Consider the following 24,238-nt stretch of genomic DNA (forward strand, 5'->3'; position numbering starts at 1 on the left):
CGAGCACTCAACCTCACTTCCCCGCCGCGCTGAGAAGTGTCCGCGTCATAGCTCCCCCCGAGTAGGCCAGCCTGGCCACCATCTGAACTCTCACCCCTCCAGAACGCGGGCTTCGTGCGTGCGCGATGCGTGAGCGGACTGTCCGGCACGAAGCGTCATGCGAGGAATCGAGTACACAGCTGCACGCTGCTTACCAGTGAAAACAGCACAGCTCAGCAGCGTCGCCCCCTCCCCGGCAAGGTTCCAATCCCTCACTGAGGCTTCAGGCAGTCCGCGCACCAGGGGGCAGGCAGCGTCGAGAGCAGCGCAAGCCCGCCAGGTCGATACCAAGACCGACAAGAGCGCATATTCGGAACCGCCCACAGCGGTCAACAAGTGTGAGTACGATCACATTTCACCCGTGCGGCAAGTCGGGCCCCGCGGGGCCTACTTACCCGCTCTCCAACTCGTGAAGGTGGATGCATGACGACTCCCACCGTCGGGACGTTGCTTCTGCGGAACAGGTACGAAATCACCGGAGGTCCGCATGCAGGTGATGGCGAATCCCAGGTCTGGGAGGCGTTCAGCGACGGCTACACGTACCTGCTCAAGACATGGACGTACGAGGGCGAGCAACCAGACCGGGTGCAACGCGCCCTATGGGACCAGGAACTGCGCACCCTGTACAAGGTCGCGAGCAGCCCGAGGTCGGACGACGCACTGGTCGTACTCAAGGACGCCGGCCTCGACCGGGACCACCAGTGCTTCGTCATGGTCCTGGAGGCACCGGGCTACAAGCGCGTCGCCGACGCGCTGCAGCACCGCGCCCGCCACCCGTGGCTCTCGAACCGCGGGACGGCCGCACGCGAACAGTTGTGGAGCGGCTTACGGCGCGTTGCCACAGGGCTGAACCTGCTGCACGAGCGACAGGTCCTGCACCGGGGCGTGGACCTCGACTCCCTCTTCTTCGACGAGGACCTCGGTGCCGAATCCCTTCGGCTCGGCGGCTTCGAGTGGTCCGTCAAACTGGGCCGTCCGGTGGGGACCCAGCCTCCCGACGGCTGGCCGGTTCCACCGGAGCGCACCACGGGAGGCGTGACTGCCTGGCGTCAGGACGACGACTGGTTCGCCTTTGGCGTTCTCTGCGCACGGCTACTGCTTGACCTCGAACGCTTCACCACCAATGCCCCGCACGAGCGTCACGCACGAGTGCTCAAGAGCATCGACGCCGCCAAGCACGAACTGACCGAGGCTGAACGCAAGCTGCTGTTGGACCTCGTCGCTGCGGATCCGCTGGAGCGCCTGACCGCGCCGTACGACATCATCGGCCGGATCCAGGACATTACGCGGACCCTGGCGAATCCCCTGCGTATCCAGCAAGAGGACGCGCAGTACGTCCTGGCACTCGATCTGCGGCGGTCCGAGTTCATCGATCACCTGATGGAGAGCGGGCTGCGTGACCACCTGCGACTCGACCCCATGGGGACCTTCATACCGGGGGATCCGGTCCACCGGAAAGAGGCGTGCGAGTTCGTCCGCCAGGACCTGCAGAGACCCCTTCTGTACGCCGTCCCGGGTCGGCCGTACTTCATCCTCGTCGGCGGTCGGCTCAGCCTGAAGATCACCGCGTACCGAGGGAAAGACGGCACGTCGAGCTGGCAAGTCGCAGACTGCCGGTCCGCCCAGCCGCTGCTCTACAGCGAGGGCGACGACAGCTTCCGCGAGCTTCCGCCCGGCCGCCTGTTCGCCTATGCCAGGGACGAGGTGGGCCGCGACCGTACGATCGCGCAGAACGCCACGTCGTGGGAACCCGCGCTTCCGAAGATCGACCGCAGTGCGCAGGTCTCACGCGAACTCGGCCGCTTCCACGAGTTCGTCCGGGTGAGCAACCAGATCGAACTGCTCCTCCTCGACTCACAGATCTTCCCGTACGAAGTCGTCCGCGCCCCGTGGCTGGAGAACGGCGTGGAGTGGGCCGTGGTCAAGGAGCGCGCGCGTCCAGAAGGACACGAAGTCTTCGAGCCATTCCGGGTGGACTTGATCGACTTCCTGCAGAAGGAGGTACGGGGCAGCGACCGCAAGGTCATCCTGTCGGGGGCCCGCGACGGCGCCCGCCTGAAGCTCCCTCCCCGGGACCGCCAATCCGATGACGACGGCAATGTGTGGCAGGTCGATGCCATGGACCAGGCGACCGAGTGCGTCACACTCAGCCGCCCGGGCCTGAGCAAAGGTCGGGTAAAGCTGGAGAAGGAGGGGTTCCTCCGCAGCGCCGGCATGCCCGGGCAGATCAGTCTGTTCCGGCGCCGCAAGAAGGCCATCGATGCCCTCGACCAGCACGGATACCTTCTGCGCTCGCTGGCCACACCAAGCCACGTCCGCATGGACACAGGTGCCACCGAGCTCCCCGTCGAACTCGACCACGAACGGGTCGACGAGCCCAAACGGGCCAGCATCGAGGACATCCTCCGGGTACGCCCCATCTACACGCTGCAAGGGCCGCCCGGCACGGGCAAGACCACCCTCGTCGCCTGGCTGCTGCGCGAGATCCTCACGGAGGATCCCGTCGTCCAGGTACTGGTCACGGCCCAGGCCCACGGAGCCGTCGACGTGCTCAGGTCGAAGGTGGGTGAGGCATTTCAGGACGTACCCGAAGCCGACAGGCCGCTGCAGATCCGGCTGCGGGGTCCGCACAAGGCAGGAACCACACTGCCGGAGGACGGCGTAGAGGGCGTGGCCAGGCAGGTGCTCCAGCGCAGCATCTCCCAACTCGGAGCCATGAGTTCGCCCAGCGAGGTGCAACTCGCCTGGCTGGAAGACGCGAAGGCCATGGTCAGTGAGATCAATATGATGCAGGAGCAGGAGGACCTCGGCCCCCGTTCGTCGGACTTCGTCGAACTGGTCAAACGCGGCGCGAACCTCACGTACTGCACCACCAGCGCCGGCGACCTGGTTGCCCTCGCCGCCGGTCAGGCGTTCGACTGGTCGATCGTCGAGGAGGCGGGCAAAGCGCACGCGTTCGACCTCGCGCTACCACTGCAAGCAGGTCATCGCTGGCTGCTGATCGGTGACCACAAGCAACTGGATCCCTACCGGTACGAGGACTACCACAAGGGAATCGACAACCTGGACCCTGTGGCGCACATTCTCGGCCGCCTCAAACTGCGAGCGTCCGGCATGCTCGACCAGGAATGGCTCGACTCGTGGGAGCGGCGCAGCCAGGCGGACCGAGACGAGTTCCGCGAGTACGCCAAGGAATGGCTGAGGACCTTCCACCGTCTGTACGAGTACTGCGCCGTGGCCACGGGTGCGGACCGTCTTGTCACGGACACCGAGGCGAAGGGAGCGTCGGCAGGGCAGTTGATCGGCCAGCATCGCATGCACCCGGACATTGGCCGGCTCATCTCCGAGGCGTACTACCAGGGGCGACTGATGAACCGTACGCTGGACAAGAAGGGCGAACCGGCCGAGCGGGTGCGTCACAGCTTCCACACCCCGAGCGGCATCCGTGACCGTGCCGTGGTCTGGCTCGACGTGCCGTGGTGCCGCAATGATGCCGCCACCCGTGAGGTCGGTCCGAACAGCGGCCAGTCGAAGTACACCAATCCGGCTGAGGCTCGCGCGCTCGCCAACTTCCTCCAGGCCCTGGGACCGGACGGCGGGTGTCAGGGCAAGCTCGCGGTGTTGGCCCCGTACTCCCGGCAGGTGAGCCTGCTCAGCCAGCAGTTGAGGGATACGCCCCTGCCTGCCGGACTGCAGGTCCAGCTGGGTCTCAAAGCCGAAGCGATCGACGGCAACTGGTTCCCCGCCCACACAGTCGACTCCTTCCAAGGCAACCAGGCGGACATCGTCGCCATCAGCCTGGTCCGCAACAACGATGAGGAGATCGGCCGCGGCCTGGGGTTCCTCGACGACCCGGGTCGGATGAACGTGCTCCTCTCGCGGGCAGAGCGCCTGCTGGTCCTCACCGGGTCCTGGGACTTCTTCGTCCACCAGATGCAAGCAGTACCGCTCGCGAATGAGGTTCATCCTCTGTGGCACTTCAAGAAGATCGTCACCCTGCTAGACGAATGGTTCCTGGACGGCAGGGCTGTGCGTATCCCGGCTGACCTCAGGGAGAACTCGTGATCGTCCTCGTACCTGTGAGCATGTTCAGCGTCAACTTCAACGTAGCTCGGGGGCGCCCGTACAGCCGTCTGGAGCAGCGAGTCCTGGAGGAGATCGCCGCACGGGCCGGTGTCGCCCCCCACGAGGGTGCGACCCTGACCTCGCTGTGCGACACCTTCCGAGTCCACGAACGACTCATGGTCGAAGCCGTGGTGACCCTGGTCGGTGCCGGCTGGGTCGCCGTCACCAGCGGCCGAGAGGCCACGTTCGTCCTCACTGACGAAGGCCAGCAGGCGTGCTCGTCCGGAAAGGAACCGGCATCGGTCGTCGTAGCACCGGCCCCGCCCTGCACGGTGGTCTTCGATCGCACAGCAGGGCAGTTGGCCAGGCGTGGTGAAGTGCTGACCGTCCCGAAGGAGGAGGCACGGCCGGACCTCAACCCGTCGACTCCCTGGCGCATCGTGCGCAGCACACTGGACGAGTCTCAGATCCAGAAGCTGTTGCCGCGCAACAGCGGCGAGTGGGTGCGCGGCATCGGACGGCCCAGGCTTGTGACCTTCCGTCGGTACGTCCCTGTGCGCGTCAACCTTGCCGACCGAGCCATCTCGGGGCTTCCCCGGGGCTGGCACCAGGCTCTGTCGACCGAGATCCTGGCAGTGGCACAGGCCAGGCAGGAGGAGCTGGAGAGCACCCCGGACCTCCAGCCAACGCCGCAGACGACCGCCAGGAAGGAAACGCCCCTTGTACCGGCTCAGCCACCTACCACCGGCCCGGCAAGGCCGACACCGCTGAGCATTGCGGCGCGCAAACCCCGGCCTACCGTGGTAGGAGCCCCAAAGTTCCCTCAGGTAGGCAGCTCCTTCCCCTGGCTGGACGGGGCCGATTCCATCGGGAACGGCGGTGACGATTCCCCGGACCAGTCGATCGAAGCACTCCTGCTCTCCGAGGTGTCCGGCGAGGAGGCCCACGACCTCCTGCTTGCCGAGGCATTGGCCACGGCGACGAGGCACGTCCTGATCGCCTCGCCCACGGTGAACGCGGAGAGCCTGTCGAAGCTCGGCGACGCAATCCAGGCCGCATTGACACGTGGGGTGCGAGTGGACGTCCTTTATGGCGCCACGGAAGAGGGAACCACCCCGCAGGATGTCGTCGACCTGCTGCACCGGCTCGGCTACGACGTCGCACAACGTCTGGGCCGGGAACTCCTGAAGCCGGCGAAGGAGCCGACGGGCAGTGGAGCCTCCCTCCTGATCTTCGACGGGAGGGAAGAAGGGCTCGAAGCGGTCATCGGCGACTACGTGTGGGCGGGGTCGCCGGGCTCAAAGCCGGCACGCTCCGTCCACGTGGGCGGAACCGAGTTCATGGCCCAGGTGGCACGGGCAGCCGCAGGTCTGTGGATGTGGAGCGGTGATCCCGATTGCGCCGACCGCTGGCGGCGCGTCGCGAACCGCTGCCAGGACGACACGGCCGTCTCCGCGGCTCGGAGAGGCCCGCTGCGGAAGGACCTGGTCCTTGCCGAGCTGATCGTGGATGACGAGCATGCCCAGGTTCCGCAGGACTCTGAGGACGGCGCCTTGCGGACCGGCGGCACATGTCTGCACGAGACCGGATTCGCAGCAGGCATCCGAGGCATCTCGGCGGTGATCCGCCGCCCGGAGACCTTGGCCACGCCGTAAGAGTGGTCTCCCGCGCCGCCGTCACGGCGGCGCGGGAGACCAGAAAGTCTCGCCGACCTGGCCAGCCGCTACTTCGACGCTCGCTAACCCCGCGGCCGTCCGCTCCAGCGAGCGCCATCTCCTGGGCCGGGCGCAGCCAGCGAATCTCAGACCAGTCCTCCACCTGGATGACCCGCTCGGCCTGACCCTCGATGAAGGCGAGGATCATCAGAAAATCGCGAGGTGGGTCACCGTTCATCCGCCGATCAGCGGTCAGGTTTCGCCCATCGCCGAGTGACCTTGGTACCGGGGACCCGTGTCCTGGCCTGCCTGAGTGAGCTGGCATGGCCGCGTGCTGCGCCTTTGCCTCAGGATGCGGGCTCCGTGCGTGCGCGATGCGTGAGCGGACTGTCCGGCACACGCCGTCATAAGCTGGATGGAGCACTCAGGGGCCGTCGCGCTGACGAGGGGGAACAGGGTAGACAACAGCGCTGAGTACCCCCCGGCAAGGATCCAATCCCACTCCTAAAGCGGGTGTCGCAGGTTCGAATCCTGCCGGGGGCACCAGGTCAGAGGCCCCGGAGCGATCATGTCCGGGGCCTCGGAGAACCGCGTCGGGCATCAACGGCGCTGGGCGCTGACGACCGGGGCTCCTTCTGAACAGTCGGTCTCCGATGTGGCTCATGACCGCACGCCGGGTCTCCTGCCCGCCGTGCGTGTACAGGTTCATGGTGACGTTGATCCGAAAGTGACCGAAGATCTCCCATCACCACGTGGGCGCGGTTCCTGCCGTTGCGAGGAGGGTGCGAAGTGACTCGGGGCACGCCCAGGGCGGGCGCGCCTCTGCGTAACTGCGGTGACCGCTACCGAAGCACGATGATCACGATGCTCCCGTTGACGAATCGGTGATCGAAGCGGCTGTTGAAGCGGTTGTTGCGCCGGCCTCTCTCCCAGCCAGGCGAGGAAGGCGAGGACGAACAGGCCCTCGACGATCAAGGGCAGGGGGCCGTACGGCGGTTCCCAGCCAGGTTCGTGGTAGCCGAACGGCAGGCCGACGGTGGGCGACAGCAGAAGCCGACGATCACGCCGAGGCTGACGACGGCCCCGGTCAGCCAGGCGGCCATGGGGCGCTTCTAGGCGACCAGCGCCGCTGCCACGACCAGCATGACGACACTGCCCACGGCGAACAGGACGCCGATGTGGAACCTCTCCTCAAGTTGATCAGAGACGAGGAGACCGTGCAGCACCACATTGCCCAAGGTGCAGCAGACTCCCGGTCTTCTCAGGGTGACTTCGGTGGCAGAGGCCGAGTTCATGATGGCTCTGCTTCTCTTGTGCACGGAGTGGATCGGCCAAGGCGCTCACCGCGCAGTTCCACGCAGCACTCGCCGGGCTTCGGGACGAGTACCGCTGGGGTCTGAAGACCTGGTTGACGGCGCAGACCAGTTCCGAGGCCTCGACGGGCATGGTGTGGAAGGAGCATGTGCCCAGCAAGGAAGAGGCGCTGCGTGCCGGCTCGAAGCCGAACTTCCCCCAGCGTCCCGACCGTCACGCCGGCTCGCGCTCGGCACCGAGGCACCGAGGCACCCAAGTGCGCCTGGTGAAGGCGAAGTCGGCCGCGTCCAGCCCCTCGAAGGGAGCGTTCTCGGTGGTGGTGCTCAAGATGGTCTCCTGGGTGAGGGCGGGGTGCCGGGTTCGGCGCCTCCCCTTCAACGAGTACGCGGGCGGGGAACCTGACCCGCCGTTTCCTATCCACAGCCGGGTCAGGCTCGCTGCCGCGCGGCGGCCCATACTCGGAGCCATGGACGGAAAGACGCGGCTCGGAGACTTCCTGCAGACGCGGCGCTCCCAACTGCGCCCTGAGGACATCGGGGTGTCCACCTACGGGGAGCGCCGGCGGGTGCCGGGGCTTCGGCGCGAGGAGCTGGCGCTGCTGGCGGGCGTGAGCACCTCCTACTACACACGGCTGGAGCAGGGACAGTCGCTGAGCGCGTCGCCCGAGGTTCTCGATGCGATCGCCGGAGCGCTGCGGCTGGACGAGTCCGAGCGGCGGTACCTGCACGACTTGGCCCGAGTGGACAGGCGGCGCACCCGGGGGCGGCGGCCGGCGCCGGAACGGGTGCCGGAGGCGCTGCGCCAGTTCCTGGAGGTACTGGGCGACGTTCCCGCGATCGTGCTCGGCCGACGCAGCGACGTCCTCGCGTGGAACCGTCTGGGCCATGCGCTGTTCGCCGGGCACCTGGACTTCGATGCGCCCGACCGGCCGGCGCGGCGCCCCAACATGGCCCGGCTGGTGTTCCTCGACGGCCACGTCCGTGACCTGTACGCGGACTGGCGCAGCAAGGCCACGGCCGTGGTCGGCAACCTGCGCCTGGTCGCGGCCCAGTATCCGGAGGACGCGGCACTGCACTCCCTCCTGGGCGAACTGTGCGCGAAAAGTGCTGAGTTCGCCTCGATGTGGGCCGACCACCGGGTCAAGGCCTGCACCGTGGCCGACTACGAGATGCGCCATCCGCTGGTCGGGCCGCTGACTGTCATCCAACAGACCATGAGCAGCGGGCAAGGTCCCGTCGTCGTGGTCGCCACCACAGAGGCGGGCTCGCCGTCGCGGGCCGCTCTCACCCTGCTCGCCCAGGCCACCGGCGAGTGTGCCGCCCAGGCCGACCTGTCCTCCGACGCGGTGCGGCCACGGCCCCGCGCCGACAGGGGCTGATATCCACACCGTCGCCGGGCGTTGTCTCGACGAGCCGACGCCCGTCCGCTGCCGGCCCCGGCCCTGACCCGCCTCACCTCAAGGCTCCTGCGGGACACCACCCCGCGGGAAGAACCACGTATCCCAACTCATGCGTCGGCGTGTTGCCGCCGCATGCCTGAAAACAGCCCGAATACGAGAAGGAAGCCATGTTCAAGAAGCTCTCCATATCCGCTGCGGCGGTCGGCGCGCTGGTCACCGCCGCTGCGACAGTGCTCAACTCCGCTCCCGCCTCAGCCGCCTCCGCACCCCTGAGCGGTGCGCGGATCGCCGCGCACTTCGACCTGGCCCAGGGCCAGACACCGGAGAACGTCACCCTGGCACCGGACGGCCGCGCGTACGTCACCTTCGCCAAGGCCCGCCAGGTCGCCGAGGTCTCCCCCGAGGGCACCGTCCGGATCCGGGCCACCCTGCCCGAACCCGCCGACGGCGGCGTTCACACCCCCGCTCTCGGCTTCCCGCTGACCGTCGGCATCACCCGCGCCCACGACGGAACCCTGTACTTCCTGTACGCCACCGGCACCGCCGACCTCACCGGCGTATGGCGGATGCGCCCCGGCGGCCGACCGGAGCGGATCGCCGCGCTGCCGGCGGACGGCCTGCCCAACGGACTGGCACTGGACGCGCGCACCCACACCCTCTACGTCGCCGACTCCGTGCGCGGCAGCATCTGGAAGGTGCCCACCACCGGCGGCACCGCGACCGCCTGGTCCACCGCTCCCGAACTGGCCCCCGCCGGCTTCCTCGGCGCCAACGGGCTGAAGGTCCACAACGGCGCGGTCTGGGCCACCAACCTCGACCGGGGCACGGTCCTGCGCATCCCCGTCCTGAGGGACGGGCGCGCCGGCCGGGCGCAGACGCGGGCCGACGGCATGCCCGGAATCGACGACATCGCCTTCACCGGCCGCGGCGACCGGCTCCTGGCCGCCCTGGACGGGTCGAACGAGGTCGCGCTCGTCCAGCCCAACGGCAGCCACTCCACCGTGCTGAGCTCGGCGGACGGTCTGCAGAACCCCACGTCCATCGCCCTGCACGGCGACACCGTCTACGTGCTGAGCGCCGCCTGGAACACCGCCGAGGACCCCAACCTCGTTCTCTCGCGCCTGGTCAGGTAGGACAGCAGTAACAGCAGAGACCCGCCCCGTACCGCGGTCGCGGTCGCGGTCGCGGTCCAAGGATTCCGTCAACGCTGGGAGCTCAGGTAGTAGGGCCGGTTGTGGGCAGCCACCGGGGGTGACTGGTAGGTCCAGGCGCCGACGGCGGGGGTGTCACCGAGCAGGCGGTGGATATCGCGGCCGAGGTCGCCAACGAGGGAACCTTCATGGATGCTGCCCAACGTGGCCTGACGGCCGGTGAGGCCGGAGCTGCCACGGAATACGAGATGTCCGTGATCGCGAGGGCGCTCGCCAATGGTCAGCGCGTCAGCGCACGTGGAGTTCGATCAAGTTCTACTCCCCTCGGGTCCCGATGGAGCCATGGTGCTGGATGCCCCGACAGCCATGCCGGATCTGTCGGTCCTGAAGGGAGACCTTCGCTCCGTGAAGGGTTCGGTCATCGGTTACTGCCACTGCTGAGGAGTTGGCCATGGATACCCGCCGGAACGACCCGTATCCGGACGTGACCGCCGCGGGCGGTCTTGTATCAGCGCTGGGAAAGGCCGCGAAGCTGGTCATGGGCGAAATCTGGCCAGTGCCCTCGCCCACCGACGACATCATCGGTATCGAGACGGCAAGAGGGATCCTGTCGGTCGTCCTCGCGACCGAGGAGCGACTGTTCCGGGTACGTGTCCATATTCCCGGAATCCTCTGGGAGACTCCGGGGTTCACTTGGGAGATCGGCTCGACGGACGAGTTCGGGTTGCTCGTCGAGGCGGTCGTCGCATGGCGGCAAGGCGTGCCGTTCGACGGGTTGGCGGCGAGATTCACGTTCCTGGAGCTCGAAGGATTCGCCAGGGCGCTCGATGAGGGAGAACCCACTTCTTTGCAGTGGGCCGGACTCCTGTCGGCCGAATTCCACCGGAAGCAATGGAACCTGCTGCGTCGCCTCCGCACGGACGAGGTGCTGCGGAACATGTTCCCGACGATCACACACGGCGCCGTCCGCCTGTGTGCGGATCCGCTCGTCCGAACGAGCCGTCAGGTCATGGTGTACGAGCCGGAAGAGGACCGTTACGAGGTCATTCGCCCCGGGGTATCCGGAGCCGACTGGGTCGAGGTGCCGACCGGTGATCTGATCGCCCACCTGCGAGCCGCCATGAACCAGGAGTGACCTCGACAGATCGATGAGGTCGAACCCCGCCGGGCAGTCCCTGGCGGGGTTTCTTGCACCGCCCGCCACCTCACCACCACAGGTGGAAAGCGTGTGGGCCGGCGGCTGCCATAACTGCCTCGCCAGGTCGGACTGCGCCCGCATACCGTCACGCGTAGGGGCGTCTGGCTGAAGCACGGCACGGACGGTGCCGGGGGCAGGGGGACCGTGAGCAGACGACGTTACGTTGCCAGGGGCGTGCCCGGTGGTTACCGGATCTGGGACAACCGCGGACGTCGATGGTGGGGCGATCACTACGAGTTGTGCCCCGATGATCTCGTGGCGGAACTCAACGGCCACGCGGACCATGCACGGATCACCACGCTGATGAAGCGCTACCGAGCCCAGAAGAGGTAAGAGCCGCCGAAACGGCATTCACGCATGCGCGCACCACAGCCGCACCGGCTCAGGCGGGAAACAGCGGGGAATCACGGTGCGAGCAGCCGAACCCAACGGGTCTGCTCCCCGCCCGTTCGCGCAGGCCAACGCTTGCGCAGCGTGCAGATGACCGCAGCTTCCCGAGCCGATGGCCCGACAGTTCAGTAGGGCCGCGGAATATCGTGCTCGGCCAACGCAGCCTCGTACCGCGTCAGCAGAGCATCCAGGCTCGCAAGGAGCAGGCCCGCGGACTCCCGCGCTTCGTCGAGGTCGCCTCGCTCGCATGCTTCCACTACCTCGGCCACGTCGCTGCGGAGGATGCGAAGGGAGTCGCCCTGCACCAAGACCCCGGGGAACCGTCTGCCGGGCATGCGCACCACGGCGTCGTTGCCACCGTCTGTGAACAGCTCGGCCTCAATACGCTCCATCAGGCCATCCAACCTGACATCACCATCTGACATGAAGTGCTCGATCGAGCTCATGGCATTGACCGGTCCAGGGCGCCGTCTCACGATGATCGGCGTGACGTACCTCGCTGTTCTTGCCGGCTCCGCTCCGGCCGGCGCTCCTCCCGGCACGGCCAGTTCCCTCTTCCTCATCATGGTGGGGGTCGGCTTGCTGTGCGGACGGGCTGTCATCGCCACCGACTACAGGAGGGCGGCATCCCGCCTCTACGCGAAGGCGATGCGTACGCAGCGGAACAAGTCGGCTCGTATCTACGGCGGTCCTCCAGCAGGGCCGTCGTATCTCCGAGTGATCGGGCTCTTCCAGATCCTCGGCGGCACCAGCGTGGCTGCTGTCGGCGTCTACTTCCTCAGCCGATAGCCGGTAGCCGGTACGGGTTCCCGATATGGCCGGCCTGCCGGGCACACTGAATGGCGACGCCTGCCAACCAGCCTGACCTCAGCTGTCGGCAGGCACACCCTCCGGGCTGGCGTAGGCCCCTTGGCCGTGTTCGGGAAGAGGGTGCCCCGGGGCGGGGGGGATGAGCGCCCCGGGGCTGTTCAGGGTGACGCGCTCAGGTGGCGCGCCCGGTGGTTTCAGGGGCGCCCCAAGGCGCGGTACGTCCACCCCGCTGTGCGCCAGCGGTCGGCGTTCAGGGCGTTGCGGCCGTCGATGATGTGCGGGTGGGCCACCGTTTCGCGCAGGGTGGTGGGGTCCAGGTCCCGGAACTCCGCCCACTCGGTGAGGTGGAGGACGACGTCGGCGCCGGACAGGGCGTCCTCGGCGGAGGTCGCGTAGGACAGGGTCGGGAACGCCTTGCGGGCGTTGTCCATGGCCTTGGGGTCGTAGACGCTGACGTTGCCGCCCTGGAGGTGGATCCGCGCGGCCACGTCGAGGGCCGGGGAGTCCCGGATGTCGTCGGAGTCGGGCTTGAAGGCGGCGCCCAGGACGGCGATCCGACGGCCGGGGAAGTCGCCTCCGACCGCCTCGCGGGCCAGGTCCACGACCCGGCCGCGGCGGCGCATGTTGATGTGGTCGACCTCGCGGAGGAAGGTCAGCGCCTGGTCCACGCCCAGCTCGTCGGCCCGGGCCATGAAGGCACGGATGTCCTTGGGCAGGCAGCCGCCGCCGAATCCGACGCCGGCGCGCAGGAAACGGCCGCCGATGCGGGTGTCGTGGGACAGGGCCTCGGCGAGGAGGGTGACGTCGGCGCCGGCGGCCTCGCAGACCTCGGCCATGGCGTTGATGAAGGAGATCTTGGTGGCCAGGAAGGCGTTGGCCGAGGTCTTCACGAGTTCGGCCGTGGGGAAGTCGGTGACGACGACCGGGGTTCCGTTCGCGATGACGGGGGCGTAGACCGCGCGCAGCCGCGCCTGGGCCGTCGCGGAGTGCACGCCGAAGACCAGCCGGTCGGGCCGCAGGGTGTCCTCGACGGCGAAGCCCTCCCGGAGGAACTCGGGGTTCCAGGCGAGTTCGGCGTCCTCGGGCAGCATCGCCGCGAGTCGCTCGGCGGTGCCGACCGGAACGGTGGACTTGCCGACCACCAGCGCGTTGCGGCCGGGCAGGAGCGGCGCCAGGTGCTCGATGACGGCGTCGACGTAGCGCAGGTCGGCCGCGTTGCCGCCGGGCGACTGCGGGGTGCCGACACAGGAGAAGTGGACCTCGCCGAATTCGGCGACCTCCTCGTACGAGGTGGTGAAGCGCAGCCGCCCGGTCGCCACGTGTGTGGCCAGGAGCTCTTCCAGACCGGGTTCGTAGAAAGGGACCCGGCCGGATCGCAGTGCGGCGACCTTGTCCGGATCGACGTCGAGTCCGAGAACCTCGTGGCCTATTTCCGCCATACAGGCAGCATGCGTGGCACCGAGATATCCGGTACCGATGACTGTCACACGGGCAGACACTGAATCGCCTTCCGCACATGGTGCTCAGTGACCCTGTCGAGGGTCTGTGGAGAGCGGAACCATAACCCGGGGAAGTGCGCTGATCGGCCACGTCGTCCCATGTCACGCAAACGTCACACGAGCGTGATCTTCCACGCTTTGAACGTGTAACCCTCACACATCTTTCACATCTCTGTTGAATAACGAACGATCTTGATCGTACGTTTTGAGCTGTTTTTCATGATTTAGCACACCGTAACTCCTGCTAACTTCCGGCCAGTTGGCGAGATCAGCGTCGAAGTCGCCGACACCAGGAGCAGGAGGGCGCCCAGGGCCGCGCAGCCCCGGCGGAGCAGTCGGCACGGCCTGCCGGCGGAGGACCTCCCGTGCCTTAATCTCCGATTCCACGGCTCAGGGAACGTCATGCTTGCGTATTTGCTGGAATTGAGAGAATGGCGGAACAACGGGGCCGTCTACCCGTTCGCCGTTTTCATGACCATGGTCTGGTCGCTCTGGATCATCCGCATTCTGCTGGCCCGCCGCTACAAACCGTGGAAACGCCCCTGGCAGACGACGACCTCGGTCATCATTCCCGTCGTCGACGAGCCGGAAGACCTTTTCCGTTCCGTACTCCAGCGGATAACCGAGCAGCGGCCGACCGAGGTCATCGTCGTCATCAACGGCCGGCGCAACCCGGTGCTGGAGCACATCTGCACCGACATGGGCGTCGCCTGGCGCTGGACCGAGACACCCGGCAAGCGCAACGCGCTGCGGGTCGGCCTGGCGGAGGCGACCGGTGACATCGCCGTACTCGTCGACTCCGACACCATCTGGACCACGGACACCCTGGCCGAGTTGGTGAAACCTTTCCGCGATCCCGAGGTCGGCGGTGTCACCACCCGGCAGCGGATCCTCGACCCCGGGCGCTCGGTGCTCACCCGCTGGGCCGACTGGCTGGAGAGCGTCCGCTGCCACTACTCGATGCCCGCGATGAGCGTGGTCGGCACGGTGGGCTGCCTGCCCGGCCGGACCATCGCCTTCCGCCGGAGCATCCTGGAGGACTGCATGGAGGACTTCCTCAGCGAGAAGTTCCTCGGCGTCTTCCTGGAGGTCAGCGACGACCGGACGCTGACCAACTACACCCTCAAGGCCGGGTACCGGAGCGTCTACCAGTCCACCTCGCTGGTCTACACCGACGCCCCGCTGGAGCTGCGCAAGCTCGCCAAGCAGCAGTACCGCTGGGCGCGCGGCTCGCAGTACAACACCCTGCGGATGTTCTGGTGGATGCTGCGCCACGCGAAGATGCTCTGGCTGTTCTACATCGCCGACATCCTGGTGCCCTTCGTCCTGCTCGGCACCTTCGCGTCCTGGGCCGTCGCCGCCTGGCAGCGCGACAAGCCCGGCATCTACAACCAGCTGCCGCTGCCCCACACCCCGTGGCACGCGCTGGTGTTCGTCCTCGGCCTGGCCGCCCTGATGTCCCTGATCTCCATGGCCATCCGCTTCGGCCGCCACTTCGCCTACCGGCCCAAGGACATGGTCTTCCTGCCGGTCTTCATGATCATCAACACCCTGCTCCTGCTCCCGGTGCGCCTCCTCGGCTTCTTCCGGATGGCCCACAACGCGAGCTGGGGAACCCGCGCCGACAGCTTCGCCGGCGAACGCACCCGCAGCCCCCTCGTGGTGGTCCCCTACCTGCTGGGCGCCGCCCTGCTCTTCGGATCGGTGATGATGAGTGTCTGAGACAGCCCGGTCCTCCGGACGGTCCCGCGCCAAGCGGCTGCGCTGGTGGAACCGCGGCAGCGGTGTCCGGCTGCGGCTGTGGATGGCCGTCAACGTCGTCGTGCTGTCGCTGCTCAGCTACGGCGTCTACCTCCTCGCCAACTCCAGCTCCGAGCCGGTCTACCAGGGCCTCGGCGTCCCCGCGGCCGAGCCCGGCATCAAGGACCGGCTGACGTCGGGAGCGTCCACCGCCCGCGCCACCGTCCCGGAGAAAGCTTCCTTCACCGCTCCCGAAGGCAAGTACTTCGGGCTCAGCAGCACCCAGATCCCCTGGTCGTCGAAGAAGACGAACGCCCTGGCGAAGGCGGCCGGGCAGCGGCCGACCATGTCCGAGTACTTCGTCAACTGGAACGAGGACTTCGACCCCGCCGCCGTCGACGCCTCCTACCGGCAGGGCATGCTCCCGGTGATCTCCTGGCAGCCCTGGGCCGGCCGCACGTACGGCACCGACCAGCCGAAGTACGCCCTCTCGAAGATCGCGGGCGGCACGTACGACGCGTACGTCACGCGCTTCGCGAAAGCCGTCGCCGCCCACAGGTGGCCGGTCGTGATCCGCTTCGCGCACGAGATGAACGGCGCCTGGTACCCCTGGTCCGAGCGGCGCAGCGGCAACCACAAGGGCGACTACGTCAAGGCCTGGCGGCACGTCCACGACCTCTTCGAGCAGGCCGGCGCCGACAACGTCGTCTGGCTGTGGAGCCCCAACATCCTGCGCCCGGTGCCCGGGGTGAGCCTGGCCGCGCTGTACCCCGGCGACGACTACACCGACTGGGTCGGCACGGTCGGCTACGCCGTGCACGAGAAGACCGCGGCGGCCGTCTTCGACCCGACGCTGAAGAAGCTCCGCAAGCTCACCGACCGCCCCATCGTCATCACCGAGGCCGGCGCGCAACCCGGCCCGTCGAAGGCGCCGTGGATCAGCGACTTCTTCACCTGGCTGAAGAAGAGCGCGCAGGACGACGTCATCGGCTTCATCTGGTTCGAACGCGACCGGGAACAGGGCGGTGGCGCGGACTGGCGCTACACCGAGAACGCGGCGACGCTCAAGGCGTTCCGGCGCGGGCTCGCGCAGATCGACCTGACCGGGTCGGCGGACCTGCCCACGTCGGGAACGCCGACGGCCGCCGCCCCTACGACCGGCTGATCCGCGCCAGCCGTACGGTGTCCAGCCCGCCGGCGAAGGCACGCGTGGTCCCCGGGGTCTGACTGAAGCGCCAGTCCTGGTGACCGCCTTCGGCCCGGCTGCGCTCGAACCACACGAAGCCGATCACCTCCGGGTGGACGGCGAACCACCGGAAGAAGGCGGCGATCCAGGCCGCCTTCCTCTCTCCGGGCCGGGCCCCGGTCTCCGCGATCAGCACCGGGCGGCCGGTCAGGCCGCGCAGCCGGGCGAGGGTCGCGTCGAACACCGCACCCGCCGTGGACTCGCCGTCCTGATAACCCGTCATCCCGACCAGGTCGACGTAGGCGTCCCCGGGGTACAGCTCCCGCAGCGGCACCGTGGGCGCGTCCCGCACCACGTTCGGGCTCCACAGCCAGACGACGTCGTCGGCGCCGGCCCGCTCGAAGAGGTCGTGGACGTGCCGCCACGCCTTCACGTAGTCGCCCCTGCGGTTGCCGTTGCGCTGCTCCGACCACGGGAACCAGGTGCCGTTCATCTCATGGGCGAAGCGGATCACCACCGGCCGGCCCTGCGCGCGTACCGCCTTCGCGAAGCGCGTCACGTAGGCGTCGAAGCCGCCCCGCGCGATCCGCGTCAGTGCGTACCGCGGCTGCCGGGTACCGGCGCCGGAGCCGGCCCAGGGCTCCCAGGTCAGCAGGGGCACGGCGCCCTGCGCGTACGACTCCCGTACCGCGGCCGGCCGGAAGTCCTCCGTCCACTTGACGAAGTACTCCAGCATGTTCGGCGCGTGGCCCGCGTTCCGGGTCACCGCGGCCGTCTCCGCCCGGGACCACGGGGTCTGCCGGGTGCTCACCCCGAAGTACCGGCCCTGCGGTGCGGTGATCCGCCGCACCGCGTCGTCCGCCGGCCGTACGGAGCGCGCCTGCCCGGAGGCACAGCCGGTGAGCAGCAGCCCCAGGGCGAGCATCGGGGCCGCCACGAACCGTGCTGCGGATCCTGCCGTCACCACGGCATGATCCCACTCCGCCCCGGGGCCCTGCGGACTGCCCGCCCCGGGGCCGACGGTCGCCGCTACTGCCAGCCGCCGGTGAAGTCGCTGGTGAGCTGGGCGTCGCAGATGTTGTAACCGCCGGACGCGTGCCCGGACTTCGTCTGCCCGTCCACGGTCACGCTGCAGTTGATGTCCCCCGAGCCCTGCAGCTGGGCGTTGAGCGTGAAGTACATGGCCCCCTTGTTCTGGGGCAGGGTCGCCTCGAACCTGCCGTTCCTGAAGGCGCCCTGGCGGGTGTCGCTGTCGGAGCCGTAGGTGATGTCGAGACCGCCGAGCACTCCGGCCGGTGCGGTTCCCCAGACCTTGAAGACGACGGTCTTCGGGGCGCCGGCCTTCTTGCTGTCGGCCTTGGTGTCGGACTTGCTGTCGTCGGCGGTTGTCCCGTTGCCGGTCGTGGTGGTGGACGTGGACCTCGAAGCGCCGCCGCCTGAGTCGTTCGAGCCGCTGCCGCCGGCGACCACGCCGGCGATGCCGAGGACGACGGCCACGCCGACGAGGCCGAGACAGCCGAGACCGATGGCCTTCCCCGCGCCGGGTCCCTTCTTCGGCGGCTGCGGCAGGAACGGCGACTGCCCGTACGGCTGCTGCGGGCCGCTCCATCCGGAGTGCTGCGGCTGCTGGTTGTTCATGGGTCCCCCTGGGGTGTCTGCCGTCGAAAGCAAGATGTGTGACATGTGCAGATGACGCGCGGTTGCCGCATACCTGCCCGATTCACCCCATCGTGGTAAATCCGGCAGGCAGCGCGTCGCGCCCGGTTGATGGCGGCGCGGTACGGGACGGACGGTCGGACCGGGCCTCCACGGCGTGTTCGGTTCTGCCGGGCGCGGGGCTGTGGCGGCCGGTGCCGGCGGGCCGGTCGGGCGCCGGTGGTCGGGCGCGGAGGGGAGCAGGTGCCGGGGCTGTTCCGTGTGGGGTGGGCCGGCGGGCCGTCGGCGGGGGGGGTGCGTGGCAGGATCGGGGCCGACTCGGAGGGTCAGGGGGGCGGACAGGGTGGGGATCTTCAAGCGACGGCACGTGGACACGGCGGCCGTCGAGGCGGCGGCTCTCGTGCAACGCATCGAGCGGGCCGTCTCCTCGGGCGGGGCGAACGCGACCACGGAAGAGGCTCGGGCGGAGCTGCGTGAGTGCATGGCCGAGGCCGGGAACCGCCTCGGTGACGAGCATCGCGCGACGCAGCTGGCCCTGTACCACCTGGGCGTCGCGCTCATCCTCCACACCAGCCAGGTGGCCGAGGCGGAGGCCGGTTTCCGGCGGCTGCGGAGAATCCGGGGGCGGGCCGTGACCGACCGGGCCACTCCGTCCCTGCTGCGGCTGCACGCCGCCGCCCTGTCCCGTCTGGGCCGCCACGAGGAGGCCGCCCGCGAGTACGAGGTCGTCGGCGACCAGCTCGGGGAACACGTCGACGAGCTCAGCTCGGCGTGGCTCGGCGTGCGGGCCCTGCGCGCCCCCGAACTGTGTCACCTGCGCCGGTTCGCGGAGGCCGAGGCCGACGCGCGTGCCATCATCGAACGGAGCGTGTTCACCCGCGCGCCCACCGGCCTCTTCGTGCGGTGGATCGCGACACACGCACTGTCCTACGCCCTCACCCGCCAAGGGCGGCCGGAGGAGGCGGAGTCGACCGCGCGCCAGGCCCTGGCGGCGATGCGGGTGCGGCAGGACGGCAGGGGCGACCTGGTCTTCTCCCTGGAGCTGAGCCTCGCCCACGCGCTCAGCGCGCAAGGCCGCCACGCCGAGGCCCTCGACCTCGTGACCGGTGCCCGCCGGGCCTACGACCCCCCTCTGCACTTCGACGCCGCCGAGGTCCACACGGCCGGCGTCCCCATGGCCGAGGCTCTCCTCGGCCTCGGACGCCACGACGAGGCGGCCCAGGCCGCCCGCGAAACCGTCACGACGCTCACGGAACTGTTCAGCCCCGACCACGCGTGCGTCCGCGACGCCCGGGAACTGCTGGAGCGCGCCACGAGCCCCACGACACCCTGACCCCCGCACGACCTCCCCGGCCCGCCCGTCCGACGGGTGCCCCGGCAGGGCGGCACGCACTCGGCCCTGGTTCGCTCGCCCGGGACGCTTGTGCTTGCTCTCCGGGTGCCGAGGTGTGCCGGTTCCCATGGTCTTTCGGGGGGAAGGGGAGCGCGAGTCGATCAGCCGCTTCTTCTGGTGGTCCGTAGGCGGGGGGCCGGACGGGGGCGGCCCGGGCCGTGCCCGGCGCTGATGTCGTCGCCTTCGAGATGCGGTCGGCGGCTGCCGCTGGCTACGCTCGCTGGGTGGCCGGGTGACGTTGCCCCGGGCCCGTTGGCGCAGTCCAGACCTCTGCAGTGTTCACGCTTCCACGGGAGGAAGGTTGCGATGAGGTTCACCCGCATGCGCATGCGTACGGCGCACGCCGCGGCGGCGGCTCTGGTCGCCGTCCCGCTGGCGCTGGCCGGTACGGCGTCGCAGAGCCACGCACAGGACGCGACGCCGAGCCCGTCGGCCACGGGCACGTTCGGTCCCGGCTGCGAGGCGCTCGCCCAGAAGGTCGGTACGGCCAAGGACAAGGTCCTGGAGGCCGCGGCAGCGTATCCGCAACTCAGCCACCTGGTCTCCGCCGTGGTCAGGGCGCGGCTGGACGGCACCCTCGACGGGAAGCCGGGCATCACCGTCTTCGCCCCTGACGACCAGGCCTTCCAGGCGGTGACGGTGGCCCAGTTCGCCTCGGTCCTGGCCGACCAGGGGCAGTTGAAGAAGCTGCTGACCTACCACGTCGTGGACCGGCAGATCACCCCGGACGAGCTCTCCCACGGCTCCTTCAAGACGGTGGAGGGCAGCAAGCTGACCACGTCGGGCTCGGGCACCGACTTCAAGGTCAACGGCAAGGCGAACATCGTCTGCGGCAACATCAAGGCCGCGAACGCCACCATCTACGTCGTCGACGCGGTCCTCCAGCCACCCTCCTGAGTTCAGCGCCGGAGCCGGTCGAAGCGGAAGGGGTTCAGGGCCTCGGGGCGGCGGCCGGTGAGGACGTAGCGGGTGAGGTGGTGGCCGGTGACCGGGCCCAGGGTGACGCCGAGCATGCCGTGGCCGGTGGCCGCGTAGGCGTTGGCGTGGCCCGGGACCCGGTCGACGACGGGGAGGCCGTCGGGGAGGAAGGGCCGTCCGCCCACCCAGGGGTCGCGGATGAGGCCGACCAGGTCGTCGGGGTCGTCGAACCAGCGGCCCAGGTAGTGCCGGCTGGCGAGGGCGACGGCGACGACGCGGCGCCAGTCGAGGCGGTTGTTGTTGCCGCTGAGTTCCATCGTGCCGCCGATGCGCGTGGTGGTGCCGATCGGCGAGGCGACGGCCCGGCGCTCGCCGAAGTAGAGCGGGTGCCGGGGTGCCGGGTCCAGGTCGACCGAGAAGCTGTAGCCCTTGCCCGCCTGGAGGGGCAGCGGACGGCCGAGGTGGCCGAGGAGGGCCGAGGAGCGGGTGCCGGCCGCGATGACGACGGCCGCGCAGGGAATGTCGCCCTGGGTGGTGCGCAGCGCGGTGACCTGGTCCCCCGAGGTGCGGAAGCCGGTGGCCTCCGCGTTCTCGTGGAGTTTCACCCCGGACGCGGCGAGCGTCTCGGCGAGCGCGCGGGCGAACGCCTCCGGGTCGACCACGCCCTCCCCCTCGACGAGGTAGGCAGCGCGCACCCGGTCCGAGAGTGCCTCGTCAAGGAGCCGGGCCGCGGATCCGGTGACGATGTCGGCGGGGAGCGGGTAGCGGCCGTCGGCCATCTCCCGCTGGACGGCGAGGTGGTGGCGGGCCTCGGCCGGGGAGAGGAAGGCGTGCACCATGCCGGGGCGGGTCAGGGTGGTGTCGACCCCGGCCGCGCGCAGCCCGTCGAAGAGGTCGAAGGTGTCGCGGTTCAGCTCGGCGATCGCCGCGTAGCCGTGCCGGAAGGCGGCCGGTGTGCTGCTGCGCCAGAACCGCCACAGCCAGCGGGCGAACGCCGGGTCGGGCAGCGGCCGTAGGTAGAGGGGCGAGTCCGGGCGGCCCAGTGAGCGCAGTGCGTAGCGGACGACGCCGGGGGCCGGGACGGGGGTGGAGTGGCTGAGGCAGACCCAGCCCGCGTTGCCGCGGGAGGCGCCCGAGGCCAGGCCGCGCCGTTCGACGACCTCCACGGGGATGCCGGCCTCGGCCAGGTAGTAGGCGGTGCAGAGGCCCACCACACCGCCCCCGACCACCACCACGGGGCCGTCTCCCACCAGACCGGACGTGCCGGGAGTGCCGGTCACGCCGCTCATGACGCGGATCCGTACGCGGCGAGGAACTCCCGGGTCCGGGCCTGGGCGGGGTGGTCGAGGACGTCCTGCGGCCTGCCCTCCTCCACGATCCGGCCGCGGTCGACGAAGACGACGTGGTCGGACACCTCGCGGGCGAAGGGGAGTTCGTGGGTGACCAGCAGCATGGTCATGCCGTCCGCGGCCAGCTCCCGCATCACGCCGAGCACTTCCCGGGTGGCCTCCGGGTCGAGGGAGGAGGTGGGCTCGTCGAAGAGGAGTACCGCGGGCCTGAGGGCGAGGGCCCGGGCGATGGCGACGCGCTGCTGTTCGCCGCCGGAGAGCATCTCGGGCTGCGCGAGCGCGCGGTGGGCCACGCCGACCCGGCGCAGCAGCGTGACGGCCCGTTCCAGCGCCTCCGGTTCGGGGATGCCTGCCGCGCGCTGGGCCAGTACGACGTTCTCCACGGCGGTGAGGTGCGGGAAGAGGTTGAACCGCTGGAAGACCATGCCGACCGTGCGGCGCAGTCCGGGCAGGTCCCGGCAGACCTTGCGGCCGGCCTGGTGCACCACTTCACCGGCGACTTCGACCGTGCCGTCGTCCGGGGATTCGAGCAGGTTGACGCAACGCATCAGCGTCGTCTTCCCGCCGCCGCTCTGCCCGATGACGCTCACGATGCTGCCCCGGCCGACCTCCAGGTTCACGTCGTCGAGGACCGTGCGGCCGTCGAAGGCCTTGCGGAGCCCTCGTATGCGTACGACCGCCTCGGTGGGCGACGCGCACGGGGTGTCGGTCCCGGCGGTGGTCACGGGCTCGGTCATACGACCGCCTCCTTCCGGTCGGTTGCCGCGGTTCCGGTGCCGGTTCCGGTGCCGAGGTCGGCGGCGAGCAGGGCGCGGGCGGCGCGGATCCGCCGCCGGCGCCGGGGGGACAGGGGGACGCCGGCCCGTACCTTCCGCTCCAGCAGCAGGAGCAGTTGGGAGAGCGGGTAGCACAGGACGAAGTAGACGGCCGAGATGACCAGGTAGACCTCCAGCGCCCGGAAGGTCGCCGAGGTGATGAGCCGTCCCTCCGACATCAGCTCGGCGGCGGAGATGGTGACGAGCAGTGAGGTGGACTTGAGCAGGTCGACGAGCATGGTGTTGGTGCCGGCCAGGGCCAGCCGGACGGCCTGCGGCAGGACCACGTGGCCGAAGATGCCGGCCCGGCCCAGGCCCAGCGCCTCGCCCGCCTCGGTCTGTCCGGCGTGCACGCCGCTGATCGCGGCGCGGAAGATCTCGGAGAGGTAGGCGGCGTAGAAGACGACCAGGCTCAGGCAGCCGGCGGTGAACACGTCGAGCCTGATGCCGGCCGAGGCCAGGCCGAAGTAGGCGAGGAAGATGATGGCGAGGAGGGGGACGTTCTTGAACACCTCGGTGTAGACGGCGGCGAGGGCCCGGGCGGGCCAGACCCGGCTCAGCCGGAGCAGGGCCACCGCGAGGCCGAGGACGACCGCGCCGGCGAAGCTGACCACGGTGTACGACACGGTGCGGCCGAGCGCGGCGACGAGGTCGGGGCGGTAGTCGGACCAGGGGACCTGGAAGAAGCCGGACATGTCATCCCCTCACTGGCCGGCGGAGCCGATGGTCGGCGGGGTCCAGTCCGCGGGCCGGTCGACGCCCCGGCGTGCGGCGGCCATGTCGGCGGAGGGCTTGAGGAACTGCTCGGGGTCGCCGCCGTACTTCTTGATGAGCTTGGCCAGTTCGCCGTTCCGGTACATGGCGTCGATCTGCGCGGAGATCGCCTTCTCCAGCTTGGGCTCCTGCTTGGGGAGGTAGAAGCCGGTCTGGTACGGCTGGAAGTAGGAGTACGCGGGCTTGGCCTTGACCTGCGCGGCGGTGGGCGGGGTGAGGTACTCGGTGCTGATCTTGAGGTCGGGGCGTTCCTTCTGGGCGGCGATGATGAGCAGCGGGTCGAGGAAGCCGACGTCGATGCGGCCCGCGCCGAGGTCGTCGAAGACGCCGTTGGCGTCCGGGTAGGCGTGCAGCTTGGCGCCGGGCACGGCCTGGATCGACTTGACCCAGACGTAGCCCTCGACGGTGCCGAGGTTCAGGTGCTCCAGGTCGTCGACCGTCTTGTAGGTCTTGCCGTCGCGGACGGCCATCGCCGGGGGCGAGTAGTAGGGCGGGTCGGTGAACAGGCCCTGCTTCTGCCGGTCGGCGGACCAGGCGACCCCGCCGATGGTGATGTCCACCCGGCGGGACTGCACCCCGGCGAGCATGCCGGCGAAGTCCGTGACCTGGGGTTTGATCTCCAGGCCCAGCTTCTTGGCCGCGTAGGCGAGGATGTCGCCGTCCAGGCCGACGATCTTGCCGCCCTTGACGGTGGTGTACGGCGCGTACGGTTCGACGGCGACCTTGATGACGCCGGGGGTGAGGGTGCCCAGGGCGGCCGTCTTCGCGGAGACGTTCTTCGGGGCGTCGTCGCCGCCCGAGCCGCAGGCGGCGACGGAGGAGAGGAGGAGGAATGTTGACAGAGAGGCGGCGACGGAGCGCACACGGATCATCGGCACGAGCCTTCC

Annotated in this window: 20 protein-coding genes; 11 read left to right on the forward strand and 9 right to left on the reverse strand. The window is 69.3% G+C overall.

Annotation, left to right across the window (positions count from 1 at the left end; all coding sequences use genetic code 11):
• The first annotated feature begins 462 nt into the window (after nt 1-462).
• Both AB0D74_RS43295 and AB0D74_RS43300 read left to right on the forward strand, forming a co-directional pair.
• Nucleotides 463-4,104, forward strand: a complete 3,642-nt coding sequence (locus AB0D74_RS43295; RefSeq protein WP_362599731.1) for an AAA domain-containing protein — start codon at nt 463-465, stop codon at nt 4,102-4,104.
• The gene (locus tag AB0D74_RS43300; protein WP_362599733.1) at nt 4,101-5,759 is read left to right on the forward strand and encodes a hypothetical protein; all 1,659 of its coding nucleotides are present in this window, start codon (nt 4,101-4,103) and stop codon (nt 5,757-5,759) included. The genes AB0D74_RS43295 and AB0D74_RS43300 overlap by 4 nt, the downstream gene beginning before the upstream one ends.
• Nucleotides 5,760-6,871: 1,112 nt before the next feature.
• Here the strand turns inward: AB0D74_RS43300 and AB0D74_RS43305 are convergent.
• A complete protein-coding gene (locus tag AB0D74_RS43305) occupies nt 6,872-7,054 on the reverse strand; it encodes a hypothetical protein (protein ID WP_362599734.1) in 183 nt (60 codons plus the stop codon).
• A 485-nt stretch (nt 7,055-7,539) separates the two neighbouring features.
• Here AB0D74_RS43305 and AB0D74_RS43310 point away from each other — a divergent pair, with 485 nt between their 5' ends.
• The 4 genes from AB0D74_RS43310 to AB0D74_RS43325 all read left to right on the forward strand — a co-directional run bounded on the left by AB0D74_RS43310 (nt 7,540) and on the right by AB0D74_RS43325 (nt 11,154).
• Nucleotides 7,540-8,451, forward strand: coding sequence for a helix-turn-helix transcriptional regulator (locus AB0D74_RS43310; protein ID WP_362599736.1), 912 nt, complete (start codon nt 7,540-7,542; stop codon nt 8,449-8,451).
• Between the two features lie 188 nt (nt 8,452-8,639).
• On the forward strand, nt 8,640-9,605 hold the full coding sequence (locus tag AB0D74_RS43315; RefSeq protein ID WP_362599738.1) for a hypothetical protein: 966 nt from the start codon (nt 8,640-8,642) through the stop codon (nt 9,603-9,605).
• A gap of 469 nt (nt 9,606-10,074) precedes the next feature.
• Nucleotides 10,075-10,758 carry a hypothetical protein gene (locus AB0D74_RS43320; protein WP_362599740.1) on the forward strand — a complete coding sequence of 228 codons (684 nt, stop codon included), beginning with the start codon at nt 10,075-10,077 and terminating at the stop codon, nt 10,756-10,758.
• A 207-nt stretch (nt 10,759-10,965) separates the two neighbouring features.
• The gene (locus AB0D74_RS43325) at nt 10,966-11,154 is read left to right on the forward strand and encodes a hypothetical protein (RefSeq protein WP_362599741.1); all 189 of its coding nucleotides are present in this window, start codon (nt 10,966-10,968) and stop codon (nt 11,152-11,154) included.
• Nucleotides 11,155-11,336: 182 nt separating this feature from the next.
• Here AB0D74_RS43325 and AB0D74_RS43330 read toward each other — a convergent pair whose 3' ends face one another.
• Nucleotides 11,337-11,657 carry a hypothetical protein gene (locus tag AB0D74_RS43330; protein WP_362599743.1) on the reverse strand — a complete coding sequence of 107 codons (321 nt, stop codon included), beginning with the start codon at nt 11,655-11,657 and terminating at the stop codon, nt 11,337-11,339.
• Nucleotides 11,658-11,697: 40 nt separating this feature from the next.
• Here AB0D74_RS43330 and AB0D74_RS43335 point away from each other — a divergent pair, with 40 nt between their 5' ends.
• Nucleotides 11,698-12,000 carry a hypothetical protein gene (locus AB0D74_RS43335; RefSeq protein WP_362599745.1) on the forward strand — a complete coding sequence of 101 codons (303 nt, stop codon included), beginning with the start codon at nt 11,698-11,700 and terminating at the stop codon, nt 11,998-12,000.
• 215 nt (nt 12,001-12,215) lie between these two features.
• On the opposite strand, the gene AB0D74_RS43340 is transcribed toward AB0D74_RS43335, so the two are convergent.
• Complete coding sequence (locus AB0D74_RS43340; protein WP_362599747.1) at nt 12,216-13,520, reverse strand: UDP-glucose/GDP-mannose dehydrogenase family protein; 1,305 nt, start codon at nt 13,518-13,520, stop codon at nt 12,216-12,218.
• 414 nt (nt 13,521-13,934) lie between these two features.
• Between AB0D74_RS43340 and AB0D74_RS43345 the strand changes: the two genes are divergently transcribed.
• Nucleotides 13,935-15,242: a glycosyltransferase family 2 protein gene (locus AB0D74_RS43345; RefSeq protein ID WP_362599749.1), complete on the forward strand. Its 1,308-nt coding sequence runs from the start codon at nt 13,935-13,937 to the stop codon at nt 15,240-15,242.
• Nucleotides 15,235-16,425 (forward strand): glycosyl hydrolase, encoded by a 1,191-nt coding sequence (locus tag AB0D74_RS43350; RefSeq protein WP_362599751.1) that lies wholly within the window; start codon nt 15,235-15,237, stop codon nt 16,423-16,425. Before AB0D74_RS43345 ends, AB0D74_RS43350 begins: the two co-directional genes overlap by 8 nt.
• Here AB0D74_RS43350 and AB0D74_RS43355 read toward each other — a convergent pair.
• Together AB0D74_RS43355 and AB0D74_RS43360 are read right to left on the reverse strand one after the other, a co-directional pair.
• A complete protein-coding gene (locus tag AB0D74_RS43355; protein WP_362599753.1) occupies nt 16,412-17,410 on the reverse strand; it encodes a glycosyl hydrolase in 999 nt (332 codons plus the stop codon). The genes AB0D74_RS43350 and AB0D74_RS43355 overlap by 14 nt on opposite strands.
• Nucleotides 17,411-17,475: 65 nt before the next feature.
• On the reverse strand, nt 17,476-18,084 hold the full coding sequence (locus AB0D74_RS43360) for a hypothetical protein (protein WP_362599755.1): 609 nt from the start codon (nt 18,082-18,084) through the stop codon (nt 17,476-17,478).
• Between the two features lie 361 nt (nt 18,085-18,445).
• Between AB0D74_RS43360 and AB0D74_RS43365 the strand changes: the two genes are divergently transcribed.
• Both AB0D74_RS43365 and AB0D74_RS43370 read left to right on the forward strand, forming a co-directional pair.
• A complete protein-coding gene (locus AB0D74_RS43365; protein ID WP_362599757.1) occupies nt 18,446-19,435 on the forward strand; it encodes a tetratricopeptide repeat protein in 990 nt (329 codons plus the stop codon).
• Between the two features lie 366 nt (nt 19,436-19,801).
• Nucleotides 19,802-20,392, forward strand: a complete 591-nt coding sequence (locus tag AB0D74_RS43370; RefSeq protein ID WP_362599759.1) for a fasciclin domain-containing protein — start codon at nt 19,802-19,804, stop codon at nt 20,390-20,392.
• A 2-nt stretch (nt 20,393-20,394) separates the two neighbouring features.
• Here AB0D74_RS43370 and AB0D74_RS43375 read toward each other — a convergent pair whose 3' ends face one another.
• From AB0D74_RS43375 to AB0D74_RS43390, 4 genes are read right to left on the reverse strand one after another with little or no spacing between them, the layout of a single operon-like run.
• The gene (locus AB0D74_RS43375; protein WP_362599761.1) at nt 20,395-21,702 is read right to left on the reverse strand and encodes an FAD-dependent oxidoreductase; all 1,308 of its coding nucleotides are present in this window, start codon (nt 21,700-21,702) and stop codon (nt 20,395-20,397) included.
• The gene (locus tag AB0D74_RS43380; protein ID WP_362599763.1) at nt 21,699-22,499 is read right to left on the reverse strand and encodes an amino acid ABC transporter ATP-binding protein; all 801 of its coding nucleotides are present in this window, start codon (nt 22,497-22,499) and stop codon (nt 21,699-21,701) included. The genes AB0D74_RS43375 and AB0D74_RS43380 overlap by 4 nt, the downstream gene beginning before the upstream one ends.
• On the reverse strand, nt 22,496-23,272 hold the full coding sequence (locus AB0D74_RS43385; RefSeq protein ID WP_362599765.1) for an amino acid ABC transporter permease: 777 nt from the start codon (nt 23,270-23,272) through the stop codon (nt 22,496-22,498). The genes AB0D74_RS43380 and AB0D74_RS43385 overlap by 4 nt, the downstream gene beginning before the upstream one ends.
• 9 nt (nt 23,273-23,281) lie before the next feature.
• Entirely contained in the window at nt 23,282-24,223 is a 942-nt protein-coding gene (locus AB0D74_RS43390) for a transporter substrate-binding domain-containing protein (RefSeq protein WP_362599766.1), read from the reverse strand.
• Nucleotides 24,224-24,238 lie beyond the last annotated feature (15 nt).

The organism is Streptomyces sp. NPDC048278, from assembly GCF_040652195.1.
Lineage (GTDB): Bacteria > Actinomycetota > Actinomycetes > Streptomycetales > Streptomycetaceae > Streptomyces.

Bases quoted from the DNA above. Each gene is read 5' to 3' on its own strand.
- AB0D74_RS43295 (WP_362599731.1), top strand. From the start codon at position 463: ATGACGACTCCCACCGTCGGGACGTTGCTTCTGCGGAACAGGTACGAA.
- AB0D74_RS43305 (WP_362599734.1), bottom strand. From the start codon at position 7,054: ATGAACTCGGCCTCTGCCACCGAAGTCACCCTGAGAAGACCGGGAGTC.
- AB0D74_RS43310 (WP_362599736.1), top strand. From the start codon at position 7,540: ATGGACGGAAAGACGCGGCTCGGAGACTTCCTGCAGACGCGGCGCTCC.
- AB0D74_RS43315 (WP_362599738.1), top strand. From the start codon at position 8,640: ATGTTCAAGAAGCTCTCCATATCCGCTGCGGCGGTCGGCGCGCTGGTC.
- AB0D74_RS43320 (WP_362599740.1), top strand. From the start codon at position 10,075: ATGGATACCCGCCGGAACGACCCGTATCCGGACGTGACCGCCGCGGGC.
- AB0D74_RS43330 (WP_362599743.1), bottom strand. From the start codon at position 11,657: ATGAGCTCGATCGAGCACTTCATGTCAGATGGTGATGTCAGGTTGGAT.
- AB0D74_RS43360 (WP_362599755.1), bottom strand. From the start codon at position 18,084: ATGAACAACCAGCAGCCGCAGCACTCCGGATGGAGCGGCCCGCAGCAG.
- AB0D74_RS43370 (WP_362599759.1), top strand. From the start codon at position 19,802: ATGAGGTTCACCCGCATGCGCATGCGTACGGCGCACGCCGCGGCGGCG.
- AB0D74_RS43375 (WP_362599761.1), bottom strand. From the start codon at position 21,702: ATGAGCGGCGTGACCGGCACTCCCGGCACGTCCGGTCTGGTGGGAGAC.
- AB0D74_RS43380 (WP_362599763.1), bottom strand. From the start codon at position 22,499: ATGACCGAGCCCGTGACCACCGCCGGGACCGACACCCCGTGCGCGTCG.
- AB0D74_RS43385 (WP_362599765.1), bottom strand. From the start codon at position 23,272: ATGTCCGGCTTCTTCCAGGTCCCCTGGTCCGACTACCGCCCCGACCTC.
- AB0D74_RS43390 (WP_362599766.1), bottom strand. From the start codon at position 24,223: ATGATCCGTGTGCGCTCCGTCGCCGCCTCTCTGTCAACATTCCTCCTC.